Below are 18,501 nucleotides of genomic sequence, written 5' to 3' on the forward strand. Positions count from 1 at the left end.
GCCGCCGTGTCGCCACAGTCCCCCAACACTTCGAGCGTCTCGACCGACAAGGACGGGCAGGGGAAGACCCCTGCCGACGCCTTCGGTCCCAATGAGTGGCTCGTCGACGAGATCTACCAGCAGTACCTCCAGGACCCGAACTCGGTCGACCGAGCCTGGTGGGACTTCTTCGCCGACTACAAGCCTGGCAAGGACACGAGCTCTGCGGTGGCCGCGCCATCGCAGGCCGTGAGCGGGGGTGCCACCCCCGCCGTGCCGGCCCCCGCCGCCTCGGGGGCGGCGGGCACCACCGCCGCCGCGCCGGCGACGCCGCCGGCCCCGACCGCCGCGAGCGGCACCGCCGCCGCGGGGGCGGCGGGTGCCGCCCCGGCCGCCGCCAGGCCGGCCGCACCGGCGAAGCCCGCCGCGCAGGCACCGGCCGCCCCGGCGAAGCCCGCCGCGGCCAAGCCCGCGGCCGCCGCCAAGCCGGCCGCCGCCGCGCCCGGCGGTCCGGAGTTCGTGACGCTGCGCGGCCCGTCCGCCGCGGTCGCCAAGAACATGAGCGCGAGCCTCGACCTCCCGACCGCGACCAGCGTGCGGGCCGTCCCGGTCAAGCTGCTCTTCGACAACCGCATCGTCATCAACAACCACCTGAAGCGCGCCCGGGGCGGGAAGATCTCCTTCACCCACCTCATCGGCTACGCGATGGTGCGTGCGATCAAGGCGATGCCGTCGATGAACTACTCCTTCGCGGAGAAGGACGGCAAGCCGACGCTGGTCAAGCCGCCGCACGTCAACCTGGGTCTCGCCATCGACCTGGTGAAGCCGAACGGCGACCGCCAGCTGGTCGTCGCGGCGATCAAGAAGGCCGAGACGCTGAACTTCTTCGAGTTCTGGCAGGCCTACGAGGACATCGTCCGCCGCGCCCGCGCGAACAAGCTGACGATGGACGACTTCACCGGCGTCACCGTCTCGCTGACCAACCCGGGCGGCATCGGCACCGTGCACTCCGTGCCCCGCCTGATGCCCGGCCAGGCCGTGATCATGGGCGTCGGCGCGATGGAGTACCCGGCCGAGTTCCAGGGCACCTCCCAGGACACCCTGAACAAGCTGGGCATCTCCAAGGTCATGACGCTGACCTCGACCTACGACCACCGCGTCATCCAGGGCGCCGCCTCCGGCGAGTTCCTGCGCATCGTCTCGAACCTGCTCCTCGGCGAGGACGGCTTCTACGACGACATCTTCGAGGCGCTGCGGATCCCGTACGAGCCGATCCGCTGGCTGAAGGACATCGACGCCTCGCACGACGACGACGTCACCAAGGCGGCGCGCGTCTTCGAGCTGATCCACTCCTACCGGGTGCGCGGCCACGTCATGGCCGACACCGACCCGCTGGAGTACCGCCAGCGCAAGCACCCGGACCTGGACATCACCGAGCACGGGCTCACCCTGTGGGACCTGGAGCGCGAGTTCGCCGTCGGCGGCTTCGCCGGCAAGTCGATGATGAAGCTGCGCGACATCCTGGGCGTGCTGCGTGACTCGTACTGCCGCACCACCGGCATCGAGTTCATGCACATCCAGGACCCCAAGCAGCGCAAGTGGATCCAGGACCGCGTGGAGCGGCCGCACGCCAAGCCGGAGCGCGAGGAGCAGCTGCGCATCCTGCGCCGGCTGAACTCGGCCGAGGCGTTCGAGACCTTCCTGCAGACGAAGTACGTCGGCCAGAAGCGGTTCTCCCTGGAGGGCGGCGAGTCCGTGATCCCGCTGCTCGACGCGGTGATCGACGCGGCCGCCGAGTCGCGCCTGGACGAGGTCGTCATCGGCATGGCCCACCGTGGCCGGCTCAACGTGCTCGCCAACATCGTGGGCAAGTCCTACGCGCAGATCTTCCGCGAGTTCGAGGGCAACCTCGACCCGAAGTCGATGCACGGCTCCGGCGACGTGAAGTACCACCTGGGCGCCGAGGGCACCTTCACCGGCCTGGACGGCGAGCAGATCCAGGTCTCGCTGACCGCCAACCCCTCCCACCTGGAGGCGGTGGACCCGGTCGTCGAGGGCGTCGCGCGCGCCAAGCAGGACATCATCGGCAAGGCGGGCACCGACTTCACCGTGCTGCCGGTGGCGCTGCACGGCGACGCGGCCTTCGCCGGCCAGGGCGTCGTCGCGGAGACGCTGAACATGTCGCAGCTGCGCGGCTACCGCACCGGCGGCACCGTGCACATCGTCATCAACAACCAGGTCGGCTTCACCGCCGCGCCGGAGGCCTCGCGCTCCTCCATGTACGCCACCGACGTGGCCCGCATGATCGAGGCGCCGATCTTCCACGTGAACGGTGACGACCCGGAGGCCGTGGTCCGCGTCGCGCGGCTGGCCTTCGAGTTCCGCCAGGCGTTCAACAAGGACGTCGTCATCGACCTGATCTGCTACCGCCGTCGCGGCCACAACGAGTCGGACAACCCGGCCTTCACCCAGCCGCTGATGTACGACCTGATCGACAAGAAGCGCTCGGTGCGCAAGCTCTACACCGAGTCCCTCATCGGTCGCGGCGACATCACGCTGGAAGAGGCCGAGCAGGCGCTGCAGGACTTCCAGGGCCAGCTGGAGAAGGTCTTCACCGAGGTTCGCGAGGCCACCGCGACCCCGGCCCCGGCCGAGGTCCCCGAGCCGCAGGCGGAGTTCCCGGCGGCGGTGCACACCGGCGTCTCCCAGGAGGTCGTCAAGCGCATCGCCGAGTCCCAGGTGAACATCCCCGACCACGTCACCGTGCACCCGCGACTGCTCCCGCAGCTCCAGCGGCGCGCGGCCATGGTCGAGGACGGCACCATCGACTGGGGCATGGGCGAGACCCTGGCGATCGGCTCGCTGCTGATGGAGGGCACCCCGGTCCGGCTCGCCGGCCAGGACTCCCGCCGCGGCACCTTCGGCCAGCGCCACGCGGTGCTCATCGACCGTGAGACCGGCGAGGACTACACCCCGCTGCTCTACCTCTCCGACGACCAGGCGCGCTTCACCGTCTACGACTCGCTGCTGAGCGAGTACGCGGCGATGGGCTTCGAGTACGGCTACTCGCTGGCCCGCCCGGACGCGCTGGTGATGTGGGAGGCGCAGTTCGGTGACTTCGTCAACGGCGCGCAGACCGTCGTGGACGAGTTCATCTCCTCCGCCGAGCAGAAGTGGGGCCAGACCTCCGGCGTCACCCTGCTGCTGCCGCACGGCTACGAGGGCCAGGGCCCGGACCACTCCTCGGCCCGTCCCGAGCGCTTCCTCCAGCTGTGCGCCCAGGACAACATGACGGTCGCCATGCCGACGCTGCCGTCGAACTACTTCCACCTGCTGCGCTGGCAGGTGCACAACCCGCACCACAAGCCGCTGGTCGTCTTCACCCCGAAGTCGATGCTCCGGCTCAAGGCGGCCTCCTCGAAGGCGGAGGAGTTCACCAGCGGCGGGTTCCGCCCGGTCATCGGCGATGACTCGGTGGACCCGGCGGCGGTGCGCAAGGTCGTCTTCACCTCCGGCAAGGTCTACTACGACCTGGTGGCGGAGCGGGAGAAGCGCGGCATCACCGACACCGCGCTGATCCGGCTGGAGCGGCTGTACCCGCTGCCGGGTGCGGAGCTCCAGGCGGAGATCTCCAAGTACGCGGGTGCCGAGAAGTTCGTGTGGGCCCAGGAGGAGCCGGCGAACCAGGGTGCCTGGCCGTTCATCGCGCTCAACCTGATCGACCACCTGGACCTGGCGGTGGGTGCCGACCTGCCGCCGGCCGAGCGGCTGCGGCGGGTCTCCCGTCCGCACTCCTCGTCCCCGGCGGTCGGTTCGAACAAGCGCCACCAGGCCGAGCAGCAGGCCCTGGTCAGCGAGGTCTTCGACATCTGACCGAGGCGAGGCGTCGTACGTCGGAAGGCCCGGTCCCGCGGTTCGCGGGACCGGGCCTTCCGGCGTACCGGGCGTACTAGGCTGTTCGCATGTACTTCACCGACCGTGGCATCGAGGAGCTGGAGAAGCGGCGCGGCGAGGAGGAGGTCACCTTCGAGTGGCTCGCCGAGCAGCTGCGCACCTTCGTCGACCTGAACCCTGACTTCGAGGTGCCGGTGGAGCGGCTGGCCACCTGGCTGGCCCGCCTCGACGACGAGGACGACGAGGACTGAGCTCCGCGGGAGGTGACGCGGTGGCTGTCGTTCGTCTGCGTGCCCGTTGTGCTGGTCGCGCCCACGCGGCGGCAGCCGCACATCTCCACCCGGCCCCGCGCCCCTTCAGGGCGCTGCCGAACCGCGGCCGACCTCACCAGAGCCGCTCAGCCACGGAGTAGCGGCACGCGCGACGCCGGCGATCCGCGGCGCCCGCGGTCAGGCCACGGCCGGTCCCCGGCCCGGGGCGGGCGCCGGTGCCTCGTGGTCCAGCCGGGGGTCGCAGCTCAGCACGGCCTGCTGGAGCCGCTGCAACCGCAGCGACGGCTCCAGGCCGAGCTCCTCGGCCATCGCCAGCCGCAGCCGCTGGTAGACGGCGAGCGCCCGGGTGCGCTGGCCGGAGCGGTGCAGGGCGAGCATGTACTGGCCGTGCATCCCCTCGTGGAAGCGGTGCTCGACGATGAGCGCGGCCAGGTCGCACAGCGCCTCCTGGTGGCCGCCCAGTCGCAGCCGGCACTCGATGCTCCGCTCGGTGACGGTGAGCCGGGACTGCTCCAGCCGGGCGACCGCGGCCTGGAGCGGTCGGCCGTGCGCCACGTCCATCAGGGCCGGCCCCTGCCAGAGCCGCAGCGCGCGCCGGAACGCGGACTCCGCGGTGCGCTCGTCGCCGACATCCAGCGCGCACTCCCCGGCGGACACCAGGTCGTGGTAGGCGTGCAGATCCAGCTCGCCGGGGCGCAGCAGGAAGGCGTAGCCGCCGGGCCGGGTCTGCAGCACGTCGCGGGCGACGGCCGCGGGCGTGGTGGACAGCGTCTCGGCGAGCAGCTTGCGCAGATGCAGGATGTAGGTCTGGAGCGTGGTCGGCGCGGTGCGGGGTGGGGCGTCGCCCCACAGCTCCGCCATGAGCGCCGACACCGGCACCACCCGGCCGTCGTTCAGCAGCAGCAGCGACAGGACCTTCCGCGGTTTCATCGCGGTCGGGACCGCGGACCTGGTGCCATGGTGCAGCGTCAGCGGTCCGAGAACGTTCACGAACATGGGTGCCACCTCCTCACACGTCACCTGCGGTACGCGCGGACGAACAGCTCGGCGGCCTGCTCGCAGATGTCCGCGGCCTCGCCGCCGGTCAGCGGGCGGGTGCCGTACATGGACTGGTGCAGGCCCTGTTGCACCAGGAGCGCCACGAACTGACGGGCTCCGGTCTCCGGGTCGGGGACGCTCAGCTCACCCCGCGCGTCACGGTGGCGAAGCGTTTCAGCAAGGGCGGACACCAGTTGCCGGGGCTCCCCCTCGGCGCAGGCCGGGCGCAGCCAGGGATGGCGCGCGACCTCGGCGATGACCAGCCGGCGCAGCGCCGAGGCGCGCTCGTCCAGCAGCACCTGGAGCACTCGGTGGCCGAAGGCGGTCAGCTCCGCGCGGGCGTCCCGCTCCGTGCCGTCGTCGGGGCCCGCGGCGGCGCCGGGCGCGAAGCCCTCCGCCACCCGTCGGCGCTCGCCCTCGACCGCGGCGATGAACAGGCTCTGCTTGTCGCCGAAGTGGTTGTAGACCGTCTGCTTGGACACCCGGGCCTCGTCGGCGATGACGTCGACGCTGGCCCGCGCGTACCCCTCGCGCAGGAAGACCGCGACGGCGGCCTCCAGGATGGCCTGCCGCTTGGCGGGCTGCGGGCCCGCCGGGCGTCCGGGGGCGCCGCGTCGTGGCGACGTCTCCCGCGTCCGTGGCCCGCTGTGCGTGCGCATCGCCCGCCGTCCTCTCGCCGTCCCGGCCACTCCGATTATCTGACTGACCCTCAGTCTGCCCTTGCACTCAGTGGACTTGCGAGTCTAGCCTTCCAGATCTGGACTGGACCAGACCGTCCAGTCCAGTTGACTCGCCCTCTTACCGCCCCCGAGGAGAGGTCCATGAGCGAACTCATCACGCTGCCGGCCGAGGTGCAGGACCAGCTGTTCCGCACGGCCCGCACCGCCCACACCTTCACCGACGAGCCGGTCACCGACGAACAGGTGCGGGCCGTCTACGAGTTGATCAAGTACGGTCCCACCTCGCTGAACCAGCAGCCGCTGCGGGTGGTCCTGGTGCGGTCGCGGGAGGCGCGGGACCGGCTGGTGCCCCTGATGACGGGCCGCAACCAGGAGAAGACCGCCAAGGCGCCGCTGGTGGCGGTGGTCGGGGCGGACCTGGACTTCCACGAGGAGCTGCCGCGGCTGGTGCCCTTCATGGAGAACCCCGAGGCGCTGTTCGCGGACCCGGCCGCGCGGGAGGAGTCGGCGCGGTTCAACACCGCGATCCAGATCGGCTACCTCATCGTGGGGGTGCGCGCCGCGGGGCTGGCCGCCGGTCCGATGATCGGGTTCGACGCGGACGCCGTCAGCGCCGAGTTCTTCCCCGACGGCCGGCACCGGGCGCTGTGCGTGGTCAACATCGGCCGGCCGGGGCCGGACGCCTGGATGGGGCGGCTGCCGCGGCTGGCCTACGAGGAGGTCGTCAGCACCGTCTGACGACACGGGTCGGGACAGGGCGGCGGCACGGGGCGACGGGGTCTGCGCGGGCGGGACGGGGTCGACGCGGGGCGGACGGGGTCGGCGCGGGGCCCGGAGGCGCGCTGCCCGGGCAGCGGCTGGAAAACGCCGGTGGGGCCGCCGGGGAGGACCCGGCGGCCCCCGGGGAGGCTCAGCTGTCGAGCAGCTCGTTGAAGACGACGGTGTCGAAGATGTCCTCCACGCGGGTCGCCTTGCCGTCCCGCATGGTCCAGGAGTGCACGAAGTCCAGGGTGGCGGTCCGGCCGCTGAGCGAGGTGACCTGGCGGGTGCCGAAGACCACCACCCGGTCGCCCTGCTCGATGAACTCCCGGGGCTCCAGCCGCATCCCGCCGAGCACCGCGGGGACCCGCGCGAGGAAGGCGCGCACCCCGTCATGGCCCAGCTTGGTGCCGCCCAGCCCGTACTTCTCCAGTCCGTCGGGGTGGACCCACTCCACGTCGGGGTGCATGGCCGACAGCAGGCCGTCCGGGTCGCCGGCCCGGAATCCGGCGTAGGACCTCTGGATGGCCTCGATGTTCGGGGACGCCACGGTGATCCGGTCTCCTTAGGCTTCGTCGCGCCGCGTCACGTGCTGCGTCGCACGCGGCTTCACATGATCGGGGTGCAGCTCCTCCAGTGTGCGCCGGATGCCCTCCCGCCACGAGACCCGGCAGGGCCCGGTCAGCTTCCGGCGGCGGGTCGGGTCGAAGCGGTAGGTCTCGCGGGTGACCTCGCTGGGGACCAGACGGGCCGGCACCCCGGTGAGCTCCTCCAGATGGCGCACGCAGTCGGTCATGCCCATCGGCTCGTCGCCGCCCCAGTTGACCAGGGTCGCCGGCGTGGCGGCGGCCGCCCACAGGGCCGGGACCTGGTCCACCAGGTCGTCGGTGTGGAGCGGAGAGCACCAGTTCTGCCCCTGGCGCGGCACCGGTATCGGCTCGCCCGCCAGCATCCGCTTGAAGTAGAGCATCGGCACCCCGCCGTAGCCACCCGGCCCGTAGGCGATGTTGAGCCGGGCGATGGTGGTCGGCAGGCCCAGCACCGCGGCGAAGGCGCGCACCGCCCCCTCCGCGGCGATCTTGCCCACCGGGTAGGCCGGCAGCCAGTCCGCGACCCCGTCGACCGGGTCGTCCTCGGTGTAGGCGTGGTCCAGGGTCTGCCGCTTGTAGAGGGCCCCGGTGGACACGAACAGGAACGCCTCGGCGGTACGGCAGTGGTGCATCAGACGCCCGCAGGCGAGCGAGTTGACCTCGATGGCGGCGTTGACGTCACCGTCCTCGCCGCGGCGGACGGCCGAGTGCAGGACATGAGTGAAGTCGGTGGGCAGTCCCGCGTAGTCCGCCCCCTCCAGGTCGTCCATGTCCCAACGGCGGGTCACGATGCCCTGGGCGCGCAGCGCGTCCTCGACGCCCGGGGTGCCGAAGCGGCCCACGCACCACACCTCGTTGCGGCGCGCGAGCGCCTCGGCGACCGGCCGGGCGACCTGCCCGGTGCCGCCCGTGATCAGGATCTTCTTGCCTTCCATCCGCTGCCCGCTCCTTAGCTGTTCCGCTGTCGCCACCCGGCGACGTGGTCCCGGTCGGCATCGCCCAGGGCGCGGTCCAGCTCCCGACGCAACACGGCCTGGAAGGTCGCGACGTGGCGCGGTCCCATGAGGGTGTAGTGCTCGCCGGGGACGTCGATGTACCGGTTCGCCCCCGTGGTGTGGTCGTCCCAGCGCCGGATCTCCTGTTCCAGCCAGTCCGCCTTGGTGCCGCGCAGCGGGGTGGCGTAGAAGACCGTCATGGAACGGACCTTTCCGGATGGAGTGTAGGTGCGCCCCAGGTCGGTCAGTCCATCGGCCAGCTCGGCCCAGGCGGCGAACTTCTCCTGGTCCAGGTCGAGCTCGGCCAGTCGGCCGGGCGGCGCGAGCTCCATGAAGTGGGCGAGCTGCTCGGCGCGGGGCAGCGGTCGGAGCACGGCGGGCAGCTCCAGTGACTGCTGCTTCCCGATCAGATCGAGGAAGAAGGCGAGGTTGGTGGCGGTCTCGATGAAGTCGAGCTCGTTCATCCGGTACTTGATGTGCGGGGGCAGGTTGAAGCTGCCGACGAAGTCGACCCGCTCGCCGCGCGCCTCCAGCGCCTTGGCGATCTCGAAGGCGACCGCGCCGCCGTAGGAGTAGCCGGCGATGGCGTAGGGGCCGTGCGGCTGGCGGGCGCGGATGGCGGCCACATAGGTGGAGACCATCTCCTCGAAGCTCTCGAAGGGCTTCTCGCCCTCGTTGAAGCCGCGGGCGCGCAGCGCGTAGAACGGCCGGTCGCCGGCGAAGTACTTGGCGAGGTTGACGAAGACGAGCACCTCGCCGACGCCGGGGTGGACACAGAACAGCGGGGTCTTCGCGCCACCGGTCTGCAGCGGCACGACCGGGTCGTACTCGGCCACCCGGTGGCCGCCGTCGGCCGCGGGCCCGGCGTCGACGCGGGCGGCCAGCGCCCGTACGGAGGGGGCGGTCAGCACGGTGATCACCGGCAGGTCGGGCACGCCCAGCCGCTGGTCGACGCGGCGGCGCAGCCGCAGGATGTCCAGGGAGGTGCCGCCGAGGTCGAAGAAGCTGGCGGTGGCGCTGATCCGGTCCGGGGTGGTGCCGAACATCTCGGCGTAGATCTCGGCGAGGACCTGCTCGGTGCCGGGGCGGGGCGGGGTGTGGCCGCCGAGCCGGCGGCAGGTCAGCTCCGCGACATGGGCGGCGGCCTCGGCGTAGCCGCCGCTCTCCAGCGTCTGCCGCATCCGGCGGCGCAGCGTCTTGCCGAGGCTGGTCTTGGGGAAGGCGTCCTTGGGCAGCGGCAGGATCACGGACGGCCGGAAGCCCCAGAGCATGACGGTGGTGGCACGCACGGCGGTGAGCAGCCGGTGCAGCTCGGCCTCGTCGGCGGCGGTCTGGGGGCGGTCCGGCGCCGGGAGGGCCGCGGCCTCGGCATGGAAGGCGATCACCAACTGCTCGGTGTCGCTGCCCGGCGCGCGGGTGGGGAAGGCCGCGACATGGCCGGGCGTGATGCCGTCGAGCTGCTCCAGCGCCGTCTCGATCTCCTGGCTGAAGTAGTTGACGCCGTTCACGATGATGCTGTCCTTGCTGCGCCCCTCGAGGCTGAGCCGGCCGTCGACGATGCGGCCCAGGTCGCCGCTGCGGAACCAGCCGTCGGGGGTGAAGGCCGCCGCGGTGGCCTCGGCGTCGTTGTAGTAGCCGCGGGTGATCATCGTGCCGCGCAGTTGGAGTTCGCCGATCTCGCCCTCGGGCAGCGGCCGGTGGTGCTCGTCCGCGATCCGGATCTCCAGGCCCCGGATGGGCCGGCCGAGGTTGGCGAAGGCGGCGCCCGCGTCGGCCGCGGGGAAGTCCCGGTTGTAGACACTGCCGGCGCAGGTCTCGGTCATGCCGAAGGCCGGCCAGAGCGCGGAGCCGCGCAGCCCGTGCGCGGCGTAGCCGGCGAGGAACTCCTCACCGGTGGCGACGACGTTGGCCTCACCGCCGCTGACGATGTGGCGCAGCGCGCCGAGGTCGAGGCGCTCGCCGCTTTCCGCCAGCGTGTGCTCCGCCTCGTTGAGCGAGCCGAGGAGGAAATTCGGCGTGAACGTCATCGTGACCCGGTGCCGGGAGACGATGCGCAGGAATTCCAGCGGGTTTTCCAGAACGGTCCGCGCCGGCGCGTGCCATTGCGTGGCGCCCACCGCGAGCGGCAGCAGGTGCGCTTCGAGAAGTGCGGCGACATGGTCGAAGGAAATCCAGTTGAAGGTGGTGTCCGCGGCGGTGAGACGCTGCGTTTCCGCCTTCCCCGCCATGGAGGCGAGCAGATTTCCATGGGTCAGCATGACCGCCTTGGCATTGCCGGTGGAGCCGGAGGTCAGCACCAGCAGCGCGAGGTCCTCGGGCGCGGCCGGGTGGTCCGGGGCCGGCGCGTGGTCGCCGCGCAACTCCTCCAGCAGGGCCGTCCCGCGCCCCGGCACCACGGGCAGCCCGGCGGCCAGCGCCTCGGTGGTGACCAGGAGCGGGCCGTCCAACAGCCGGTCGAGGTGGGTGAGCTGGGCGGCCCAGCGGGTGACGGTGCCGGGCGGCTGCACCAGCGGACAGGGGACGAACCCGCCCAGCAGACAGGCCCAGAAGGCGGTCACGAACTCCCGCTGGTCGGGCACGAGCAGGGCCACCCTGTCGCCCGGCCGCAAGCCCCGGTCGCGCAGTCCGCCGAGCATTTCCCGCGCCTCGGCGAGGAGTTCCGGATAGGACTGCGATATCGCCCCGCCCTCCGCCTCGGCGGAGATATAGCGGAGACCGGCGGCCGGATGGTCCCGCGCCGCCCGAACGAGCAGTTGAATCACGGATCGCCCGTCCCCGGGCCCTTCCCGTTCTTCGGGTTCTCCTCGCTCGGAGAATTCCGCGAATACTGTTCCCATCGGCCTCACCGACCCCTTCCCTCCCTTGGGTTGGCCACGAAGGTAACAGTTCGAACATATGCCCTCCACGATCCTCTAGCGGCGCTCTAGCGCGGCTCTACGCCCCGACATCTCTTGACGCCCGCTTGACCGCTCCTTGGTCGGCCCTTGGTCGTGATCAAGCCCTCACCCTCCGTGCGGTGACCGCCTTGACTTCCGATATTCGCGATATATCGTAAGGGCAGGGATACGCGATATATTGCGTACGCGTGGCGCCCCACCCGTGCGCGGCGGAGCGCCGTACCTGGGGAGGTCAGGGATGTCAGCCCGGTCCGAGTGGTCGATCGACGAGCCGCGCAGGCTCACCTTCGACGAGCCCGCCACCGCCCTCCAGGTGTGGATCGTCGGCGGCACGGTCAACGTCGTCGGCACCGACGACGGCCCGGCCCGGCTGGAGGTCTCCGAGATCGAGGGGCCGCCGCTGGCCGTCACCCACCAGGACGGCAGGCTGTCGGTCGGCTATGACGACCTCCCCTGGAAGAGCCCGCTGAAGTGGCTCGACCGGAGGGAGTGGACCCGCACCGCGCACCTCACCCTCGCCGTGCCCACCGGCACCGCCGTCTCGATCGGCGTCGTCGGCGCCGACGTGGTGCTCTCCGGCCTGTCCGGCCGCGCCGAGCTGCGCGGCGTCTCCGGAGACCTCACCCTGGTCGGGCTGGTCGGCGAGGTCTCCGCCCACACCGTCTCGGGCCGGGTCGAGGCCCAGGCCGTCACCGGAGAGCTGCGCTTCCACTCCGTCTCCGGCGACCTCACCGTCGTCGAGGGCGCTGCGGTGCACGCCGACTCGGTCAGCGGGAACATGGTGCTCGACCTCGCCCCGCATCGGGCCGCCCGCGGCACCGACCTCCGGCTGACCACCGTCTCCGGTGAGATCGCGGTCCGACTGCCGCAGCCCGCCGACGCCCGGGTCGACGCCGACACCACCAGCGGCACGGTCTCCTGCGCCTTCGAGGACCTGCGGGTCAGCGGCCAGTGGGGAGCCAAGCGCATCACCGGCACGCTGGGTTCGGGCCGCGGCAGTCTCCGGGCCACCACCGTCTCCGGCGCGATCGCCCTGCTGCGCCGCCCGGACACGCCCGAGGCGGCAGACGCGGCGGGCGGTCCGGACGGTCCGGGCGCCGGGGACGCCCCGAGCGGCTCGCCGGCGCCCGCCGGCCCGCACACCCCCGCCGGTCCCGGGACTCCGGCCGGCCCCGAGGCTCCGGCCGGCCCGGACGCTCCGACCAGCACGGAAGGGAAGGCCCTCTGATGCCCCCCGTCTTCGCCCACGGCCGACTGCGGCTGTACCTCCTCAAGCTGCTGGACGAGGCGCCGCGCCACGGCTACGAGGTCATCCGTCTGCTGGAGGAGCGCTTCCACGGGATGTACGCCCCCTCCGCCGGCACCGTCTACCCCCGGCTGGCCAAGCTGGAGGCCGAGGGACTGGTCAGCCACACCACCGAGGGCGGCCGCAAGGTCTACGCGACCACCGACGCCGGCCGCGCCGAACTCGCCGACCGGAGCGGCGAACTGGCCGAGCTGGAGGTGGAGATCCGCGAGTCCGTCGCCGAACTCGCCGCCGAGATCCGGGAGGACGTCCGCGACTCCGCCAGCGACCTGCGTCGGGAGATGCGCGAGGCCGCCCGGCGGACCCGCACCGCCCCCGACGCCGCCGACGCCCCGACCGGGGAGTGGGACCGGGGCGGCCCCGAGCACGAGGCATGGCGGGCCGCCGAGGAGGAGATGCGGCACGCCAAGGACGAATGGCGAGAGCAGGCCCGTCGCGCCAAGGAGGAGTCACGGCGCGCCCGACAGGACGCCCAGCGGGCCCGTCGGCAGGCCAGGGCCGCCGAGGAGCAGGCCCGCGAGGAGCTCCAGGCGTTCGCCCGGCGGCTCCAGGAGCAGACCCAGGAACACCTCCGCTCGGGCGACTGGCAGCGTGCGGTCCGCGAGGGCCTGGCCGAGGTCTCGCGCGGCCTCGGCCGACTCTCCCGCCAGGAGCCGGACCCCGCCCCCGCCGACCGCGGGCCCGACGGCGGGGAGTCGAGGACGACGGGCCGAGGTCCGAAGGCCGCCGCGGAGCGGGACCGTACGGCCGAGACCTCGGGGTCGGCGGGGTCGGCGGGGTCGGCAGATCCGAAGAGGGCGACGGAGCCGGCGGGGGCGGCCGCCCCCGAGCGGGGGGCGGAGCCCGAGTGGTCGCGCGAGTTCCGTACCAGCGGCGATCCGGCGCGCGACCTGGAACGGCTGCTGGACCGCTTCCGTGACGACATCCGCGACACGGCCCGCGACCACACGGTGAGCGAGGACACGGTGGCCGAGGCCCGGCGGTGGCTGGCCGAGACGGCGACGGGCATCAACGCCCTGCTGCGCCGCGCGGGGCGGGCTTGACGGGTTCGGGTTAGGGTCAACTCGTCGGTGATCACGAGTCGTTACCCCGGGAGGCCCGTCATGACAGCAGCCCTCGCCCGCAGGATGTGGCACCAGCTGGAGCCTTTGCACGCCTGTCTGTACTTCTCTCCGCAGGCGAACGAGGAGGCCGCCGCGCTCGGCTACGACCTCTCCTCCCGCTGGCCGAGCTACTTCGCCTGGCGCGCGGCCCCGCTCGGCGCGGCGGGACCCGAGCTGGTCACCGCCACGTTCTTCGGCTTCGCGCCGCGGATGGTCGCCGAGCACGTCCCCGCCGTCTGGCGCACCGCGTCCCCCGAGGCCGTGCTGGACGCCCGGCTCCGCGCGGTGGACCGCACCTTCCGGGCGCTGTTCCCGGAGCGGACAGCGAGCCCGGAGATGGCGGAGGCCGCGGAGCTCGCGCGGGAGGCCGCCGAGCACGCCGTCACCGCCGCCCGCCCGCTGGCGGCCGCCAACCGCGACCTGGGCTGGCCCGACGAGCCGCACCTCGCCCTCTGGCAGGCCGCCACGGTGCTGCGCGAGCACCGTGGCGACGGCCATCTCGTCGCCCTGCTCGCCGCCGACCTCGACCCCTGCGAGTCCCTGGTCTCCTTCGCCGCCGTCGACGCCGCGCCCGAGGCCAACTTCGCCTCCCGGGGGTGGAGTCCCGTGGAGTGGTCGGCCGCCCGCGCCCGGCTCGTCGAGCGCGGCTGGCTGGACGCGTCCGGCAAGGCCACCGCGCGCGGCCGGGAGGGCCGGGACGCCGTCGAGCGCCATACCGACGCGCTGGCCACCGCCCCGTGGCGGGCGCTGGGCCCGGCCCGCTCCGAACGGCTGGCGGAGCTGGTCCTTCCGCTCGTCGGCGCGGTCTTCCAGGCGGGGATGCTGCCCACCCAGGGCACCCTGGGGATCGGCCGGATCCAGGTCGCCTACGCGTAGGCGCGCCGCGGGACGCGCCATGACGGCCCGTCGATCGTCCGCCGCCACCTGGACCGGCCGACGACGGCGGCGGGGCCCCGAGGCCACGACGGCGGCGGGCCACCGGCGGCGACGGATCACACCGTCGACCGCCGGCGGCGACGGATCACACCGTCAGCACGATCTTCCCGAACTGGTCGCCGCCCGCCATCTTCTCGAACCCCTCGCGGGCGCGGTCCAGCGGCAGCACCGAGTCGATGACCGGCCGTACCCCGCGCGCCGCGCAGAAGTTCAGCAGGTCCTCCAGCTCCTCCTTGGTGCCCATGGTCGAGCCGACGACCTTCAGCTCCAGGAAGAAGATCCGGTTCAGCTCGGTGGACTTGGGGTCGGGACCGGAGGTGGCCCCCGAGATCACCAGCGTGCCGCCGGGCCTGAGGGACTTGACGGAGTGCGACCAGGTGGCGGCGCCCACCGTCTCGATGACGGCGTCCACCCGGCGCGGCAGCCGCTCCCCCGGCTCGTACGCGCCCTCGGCGCCCAGGTCCACCGCGCGCTTGCGCTTGGCCTCGTCCCGGCTGGTGGCCAGCACCCGCAGCCCGGCGGCGGCGCCCAGCACGATCGCGGCGGTGGCCACCCCACCGCCGGCCCCCTGGACCAGCACGGTGTCACCGGGGCGCACCCCGGCGTTGGTGAACAGCATCCGGTAGGCCGTCAGCCAGGCGGTCGGCAGACAGGCCGCCTCCTCGAAGGAGAGTTCCTTGGGCTTGGGCAGCAGGTTCCAGCTGGGCACCGCGACCTGCTCGGCGAAGGTGCCCTGGTAGCGCTCGGTCAGGATGGAGCGCGGCTCGCGCGGGCCGACCCCGTGGCCGGTCTGGCCGATGACGGAGTGCAGGACGACCTCGTTGCCGTTCTCGTCGATCCCGGCCGCGTCGCAGCCGAGGATCATCGGGAGCGACTCCTCACCGAGGCCGACCCCCCGCAGCGACCACAGGTCGTGATGGTTGAGGGACGCGGCCTTGACGTTGACGATGGTCCATCCGGGGCGGCGCTCCGGAGCCGGTCGTTCCCCCAATTCCAGTCCGTTGAGCGGCTGATCGCGGTCGATGCGTGCGGCGTAGGCAGCGAACATGACCTTGACGATAGGCCGCGACGGGGACGCGGCGGAACCTCGCGGGGATGTGACACGCGCCGCGTCCCTCGCCGGTAGCAGAAGCCCTTCCGGGGGCATACCGGGCCGCGTCGACCGGCACCGGCACGGCGGTCGTCCGCCCGTCAAGGTCAAGGGGTACGCGAAGGGCCGGGCCCGCCCCCTCCCCGAGGGGCGGCCCCGGCCCGGGCACGCCTTGTCAGCGCGTCAGCGCTGTCGAGAACGCCGTCAGCGGCGGGCGACGCCCTCCGCGCGGGCGGCGGCCGCGACGGCCGCGGTGACGGCCGGGGCGACCCGCTCGTCGAACGGCGAGGGGATCACCTTGTCCGCGCTCAGCTCGTCGGCGACCACGGCGGCGAGCGCCTCGGCCGCGGCGAGCTTCATGCCCTCGGTGATCCGCGAGGCGCGGACCTGGAGGGCGCCGGCGAAGATGCCGGGGAAGGCGAGGACGTTGTTGATCTGGTTCGGGAAGTCGCTGCGCCCGGTGGCGACGACGGCCGCGTACTTGTGCGCGACGTCCGGGTGGATCTCCGGCGTGGGGTTGGCCATCGCGAAGATGAAGGCGCCCTCGGCCATGGTGGCGACCGCGGACTCCGGGACCGTGCCGCCGCTGACGCCGATGAAGACGTCGGCGCCGTTCAGCGCGGTCTCCAGGGAGCCGCTGAGGCCCGCCTTGTTGGTGAAGCCGGCCAGCTCGCGCTTGACGTCGGTGAGGTCCTCGCGGTCGCTGGAGACGATGCCCTTGCGGTCGCAGACCGCGACATCGCCGAGGCCGGCCTCCACCAGGATCTTGGCGATCGCCACACCGGCCGCGCCGGCGCCGGAGATGACCGCGCGCAGCTCACCGAGGGCCCGGCCGGTCAGCCGCGCGGCGTTGCGCAGAGCCGCCAGGGTGACCACGGCCGTGCCGTGCTGGTCGTCGTGGAAGATCGGGATGTCCACGCGCTCCTGGAGCTTGCGCTCGATCTCGAAGCACCGCGGCGCCGAGATGTCCTCCAGGTTGACGCCGCCGAAGGACGGCGCGAGCCGGGCGACGGTCTCCACGATCTCGTCGACCTCACGGCAGTCGAGCGCGATGGGCACCGCGTCCACGCCGCCGAACTGCTTGAAGAGGATCGCCTTGCCCTCCATGACCGGCAGCGACGCCTCCGGGCCGATGTCCCCCAGGCCGAGCACCGCGCTGCCGTCCGTCACCACGGCGACGACCTGGGACTTCCAGGTGTAGTCGTGGACCAGGTCGGGCTGCTCGGCGATCGCCTCGCAGACCTTCGCCACGCCAGGCGTGTAGGCGAGAGACAGATCGTCCTTGTCGCGCACCGGCACGGTGGCCTCGATCGCCATCTTGCCGCCCCGGTGCAACGCGAAGGCCGGGTCGATCAACCCACCGGCCTCGGTGCTCTCGGCGGCGCCGTCAGTGGCGCTGAGAGGATTAACGATCTCCGCTGACATGTATGTGACCCCTTTGTCGTATTGCTGTCGAGGGTAGTCCGCTCCTGCTGTGCGGAACGGGCGGGCACCGCGTTCGCCCTCCCGACGCGGCCGGCTGACCGCGCACGGAGTCGCACGCCGGGCGCATCGCACATGCGCCCTGAGCCCCGGGTGAGGGGTGTGATCGCCTGTTCTACCGGAAGGACACTTCCGAGGACGAGCGGGTTCTGTCGCCTTGCGTCACCGGCCGGTCGCCGATGCGATGGGGTCGCGGTAGGGATACGCCGCGTTAACGCCGATTCACACTGGAAGCAGCACAAGCGCAACCAGTCGGGCCCAAACGCGCTGAATGTCCATCTCGTGAGATGAAGTGCGCGTGATGAAACTCTCGATCCGCCTTTTTTCACCACGGTCCGGCCCGGTGTTCCGGCCTGGTGTGCCACGGGGATCACCCGTTATCCGATTTTGACATAGTCAGCCGGTCGATTGCGCCCGTCCGGATGGCAAGATGCCGCAAACGCACGAGGCCGCGACACTCAAAGGTGTGTGTCAGGCCTTTCGGCTCTCCCTCACTCGCAGGAGGATCCACTCATGACCGCAAGCACCACCCGCCGCTCATCCGGGGCTCACAGGCGACTTGCCTCGGTCGGAGCGACAGCGGTCATCGGCGCCCTGCTGCTGACCGGTTGCGGCGACCAGCGCGACAAGCCGGGCCAGGTGGACTCCACCAACAAGGCCCCGCTCTTCGGCATGCTGCCCAAGGACATCCAGAGCGCCGGCGCGATCGAGGTCGGTTCCGACATCAACTACCCGCCGGTCGAGTTCCGCAAAGACGGCAAAGTCATGGGCATCGACCCGGACCTCGCCGAGGCGATGGGCAAGCAGCTCGGCGTGGAGATGAAGTTCTCCAACGCCACCTTCGACACCCTCCTCACCGGCATGAAGGCCGGCCGCTACGACATCGCGATGTCCGCGATGACGGACAACAAGAGCCGCCAGGAGGGCACGGACCCGGAGACCGGCAAGAAGGTCGGTGAGGGCGTCGACTTCGTCGACTACATCACCGCCGGCGTCTCGATCTACACCCGCAAGGGCGACGACCAGGGCATCAAGGACTGGGAGGACCTCTGCGGCAAGACCATCGTGGTCCAGCGCGGCACCGTCTCGCACGACCTGGCCAAGAGCCAGTCGAAGAAGTGCGAGGACGACGACGAGAAGAAGATCAAGATCGAGTCGTTCGCCAACGACACCGAGGCCCAGACCCGGCTGCGCGGCGGCGGCGCGGACGCCGGGTCCAGCGACTTCCCGGTCGCCGCCTACGCGGTGAAGACCTCCGGCGGCGGCGACGACTTCGAGATCGTCGGCGAGCAGGTCGAGGCGGCCCCGTACGGCATCGCGGTGAGCAAGGACGACGCCCAGCTGCGTGACGCCCTCAAGGCCGCGCTCGACGCGATCATCCGCACCGGCGAATACGAGAAGATCCTCAGCAAGTGGGGCGTCGCCGACGGCGCGGTCACCGAGGCCAACATCAACAGCGGCAAGTGATCCCGACCGCTCC

Annotated in this window: 14 protein-coding genes; 7 read left to right on the top strand and 7 right to left on the bottom strand. The window is 72.0% G+C overall.

Going from position 1 to position 18,501, the window contains the following annotated elements; translation table 11 throughout:
• Positions 1-6 precede the first annotated feature (6 nt).
• Both LRS74_RS10605 and LRS74_RS10610 read left to right on the top strand, forming a co-directional pair.
• Positions 7-3,852, top strand: coding sequence for a multifunctional oxoglutarate decarboxylase/oxoglutarate dehydrogenase thiamine pyrophosphate-binding subunit/dihydrolipoyllysine-residue succinyltransferase subunit (locus LRS74_RS10605; RefSeq protein ID WP_277740776.1), 3,846 nt, complete (start codon positions 7-9; stop codon positions 3,850-3,852).
• An 89-nt stretch (positions 3,853-3,941) separates the two neighbouring features.
• Positions 3,942-4,124: a DUF6104 family protein gene (locus tag LRS74_RS10610; protein WP_018535226.1), complete on the top strand. Its 183-nt coding sequence runs from the start codon at positions 3,942-3,944 to the stop codon at positions 4,122-4,124.
• Between the two features lie 198 nt (positions 4,125-4,322).
• Here the strand turns inward: LRS74_RS10610 and LRS74_RS10615 are convergent, their stop codons facing one another.
• Positions 4,323-5,141, bottom strand: coding sequence for an AfsR/SARP family transcriptional regulator (locus LRS74_RS10615; RefSeq protein ID WP_277740777.1), 819 nt, complete (start codon positions 5,139-5,141; stop codon positions 4,323-4,325).
• Positions 5,142-5,161: 20 nt separating this feature from the next.
• Complete coding sequence (locus LRS74_RS10620) at positions 5,162-5,842, bottom strand: TetR/AcrR family transcriptional regulator (RefSeq protein WP_277740778.1); 681 nt, start codon at positions 5,840-5,842, stop codon at positions 5,162-5,164.
• Between the two features lie 162 nt (positions 5,843-6,004).
• Between LRS74_RS10620 and LRS74_RS10625 the strand changes: the two genes are divergently transcribed.
• Positions 6,005-6,601: a malonic semialdehyde reductase gene (locus LRS74_RS10625; protein ID WP_277740779.1), complete on the top strand. Its 597-nt coding sequence runs from the start codon at positions 6,005-6,007 to the stop codon at positions 6,599-6,601.
• Positions 6,602-6,773: 172 nt separating this feature from the next.
• Here the strand turns inward: LRS74_RS10625 and LRS74_RS10630 are convergent, their stop codons facing one another.
• From LRS74_RS10630 to LRS74_RS10640, 3 genes are read right to left on the bottom strand one after another with little or no spacing between them, the layout of a single operon-like run.
• Complete coding sequence (locus LRS74_RS10630) at positions 6,774-7,172, bottom strand: nuclear transport factor 2 family protein (protein WP_277740780.1); 399 nt, start codon at positions 7,170-7,172, stop codon at positions 6,774-6,776.
• 15 nt (positions 7,173-7,187) lie between these two features.
• Positions 7,188-8,147 (bottom strand): NAD(P)-dependent oxidoreductase, encoded by a 960-nt coding sequence (locus tag LRS74_RS10635; RefSeq protein WP_277740781.1) that lies wholly within the window; start codon positions 8,145-8,147, stop codon positions 7,188-7,190.
• Between the two features lie 14 nt (positions 8,148-8,161).
• Positions 8,162-10,969 (bottom strand): non-ribosomal peptide synthetase, encoded by a 2,808-nt coding sequence (locus LRS74_RS10640; protein WP_277740782.1) that lies wholly within the window; start codon positions 10,967-10,969, stop codon positions 8,162-8,164.
• A gap of 373 nt (positions 10,970-11,342) precedes the next feature.
• On the opposite strand from LRS74_RS10640, the gene LRS74_RS10645 reads away from it, so the two are divergent.
• Genes LRS74_RS10645 through LRS74_RS10655 form a run of 3 tightly spaced genes read left to right on the top strand, consistent with a single transcriptional unit; the run spans position 11,343 to position 14,389 of the window.
• Positions 11,343-12,332: a DUF4097 family beta strand repeat-containing protein gene (locus LRS74_RS10645; RefSeq protein ID WP_277740783.1), complete on the top strand. Its 990-nt coding sequence runs from the start codon at positions 11,343-11,345 to the stop codon at positions 12,330-12,332.
• Positions 12,332-13,453, top strand: coding sequence for a PadR family transcriptional regulator (locus LRS74_RS10650; RefSeq protein ID WP_277740784.1), 1,122 nt, complete (start codon positions 12,332-12,334; stop codon positions 13,451-13,453). Before LRS74_RS10645 ends, LRS74_RS10650 begins: the two co-directional genes overlap by 1 nt.
• Before the next feature lie 60 nt (positions 13,454-13,513).
• The gene (locus LRS74_RS10655) at positions 13,514-14,389 is read left to right on the top strand and encodes a hypothetical protein (RefSeq protein WP_277740785.1); all 876 of its coding nucleotides are present in this window, start codon (positions 13,514-13,516) and stop codon (positions 14,387-14,389) included.
• A 145-nt stretch (positions 14,390-14,534) separates the two neighbouring features.
• Here LRS74_RS10655 and LRS74_RS10660 read toward each other — a convergent pair whose 3' ends face one another.
• Positions 14,535-15,497 (bottom strand): zinc-binding dehydrogenase, encoded by a 963-nt coding sequence (locus tag LRS74_RS10660; protein WP_277740786.1) that lies wholly within the window; start codon positions 15,495-15,497, stop codon positions 14,535-14,537.
• Between the two features lie 246 nt (positions 15,498-15,743).
• The gene (locus LRS74_RS10665) at positions 15,744-16,964 is read right to left on the bottom strand and encodes an NADP-dependent malic enzyme (RefSeq protein ID WP_277740787.1); all 1,221 of its coding nucleotides are present in this window, start codon (positions 16,962-16,964) and stop codon (positions 15,744-15,746) included.
• A 570-nt stretch (positions 16,965-17,534) separates the two neighbouring features.
• On the opposite strand from LRS74_RS10665, the gene LRS74_RS10670 reads away from it, so the two are divergent.
• Positions 17,535-18,488: an ABC transporter substrate-binding protein gene (locus LRS74_RS10670; RefSeq protein WP_277740788.1), complete on the top strand. Its 954-nt coding sequence runs from the start codon at positions 17,535-17,537 to the stop codon at positions 18,486-18,488.
• Positions 18,489-18,501: the final 13 nt, after the last annotated feature.

Source organism: Streptomyces sp. LX-29 (genome assembly GCF_029541745.1).
Classification (GTDB): Bacteria; Actinomycetota; Actinomycetes; order Streptomycetales; family Streptomycetaceae; genus Streptomyces.

Coding starts and splice junctions, on each gene's coding strand:
- LRS74_RS10610 (WP_018535226.1), top strand. CDS start 3,942: ATGTACTTCACCGACCGTGGCATCGAGGAGCTGGAGAAGCGGCGCGGC.
- LRS74_RS10615 (WP_277740777.1), bottom strand. CDS start 5,141: ATGTTCGTGAACGTTCTCGGACCGCTGACGCTGCACCATGGCACCAGG.
- LRS74_RS10620 (WP_277740778.1), bottom strand. CDS start 5,842: ATGCGCACGCACAGCGGGCCACGGACGCGGGAGACGTCGCCACGACGC.
- LRS74_RS10625 (WP_277740779.1), top strand. CDS start 6,005: ATGAGCGAACTCATCACGCTGCCGGCCGAGGTGCAGGACCAGCTGTTC.
- LRS74_RS10635 (WP_277740781.1), bottom strand. CDS start 8,147: ATGGAAGGCAAGAAGATCCTGATCACGGGCGGCACCGGGCAGGTCGCC.
- LRS74_RS10645 (WP_277740783.1), top strand. CDS start 11,343: ATGTCAGCCCGGTCCGAGTGGTCGATCGACGAGCCGCGCAGGCTCACC.
- LRS74_RS10650 (WP_277740784.1), top strand. CDS start 12,332: ATGCCCCCCGTCTTCGCCCACGGCCGACTGCGGCTGTACCTCCTCAAG.
- LRS74_RS10655 (WP_277740785.1), top strand. CDS start 13,514: ATGACAGCAGCCCTCGCCCGCAGGATGTGGCACCAGCTGGAGCCTTTG.
- LRS74_RS10660 (WP_277740786.1), bottom strand. CDS start 15,497: ATGTTCGCTGCCTACGCCGCACGCATCGACCGCGATCAGCCGCTCAAC.
- LRS74_RS10665 (WP_277740787.1), bottom strand. CDS start 16,964: ATGTCAGCGGAGATCGTTAATCCTCTCAGCGCCACTGACGGCGCCGCC.
- LRS74_RS10670 (WP_277740788.1), top strand. CDS start 17,535: ATGACCGCAAGCACCACCCGCCGCTCATCCGGGGCTCACAGGCGACTT.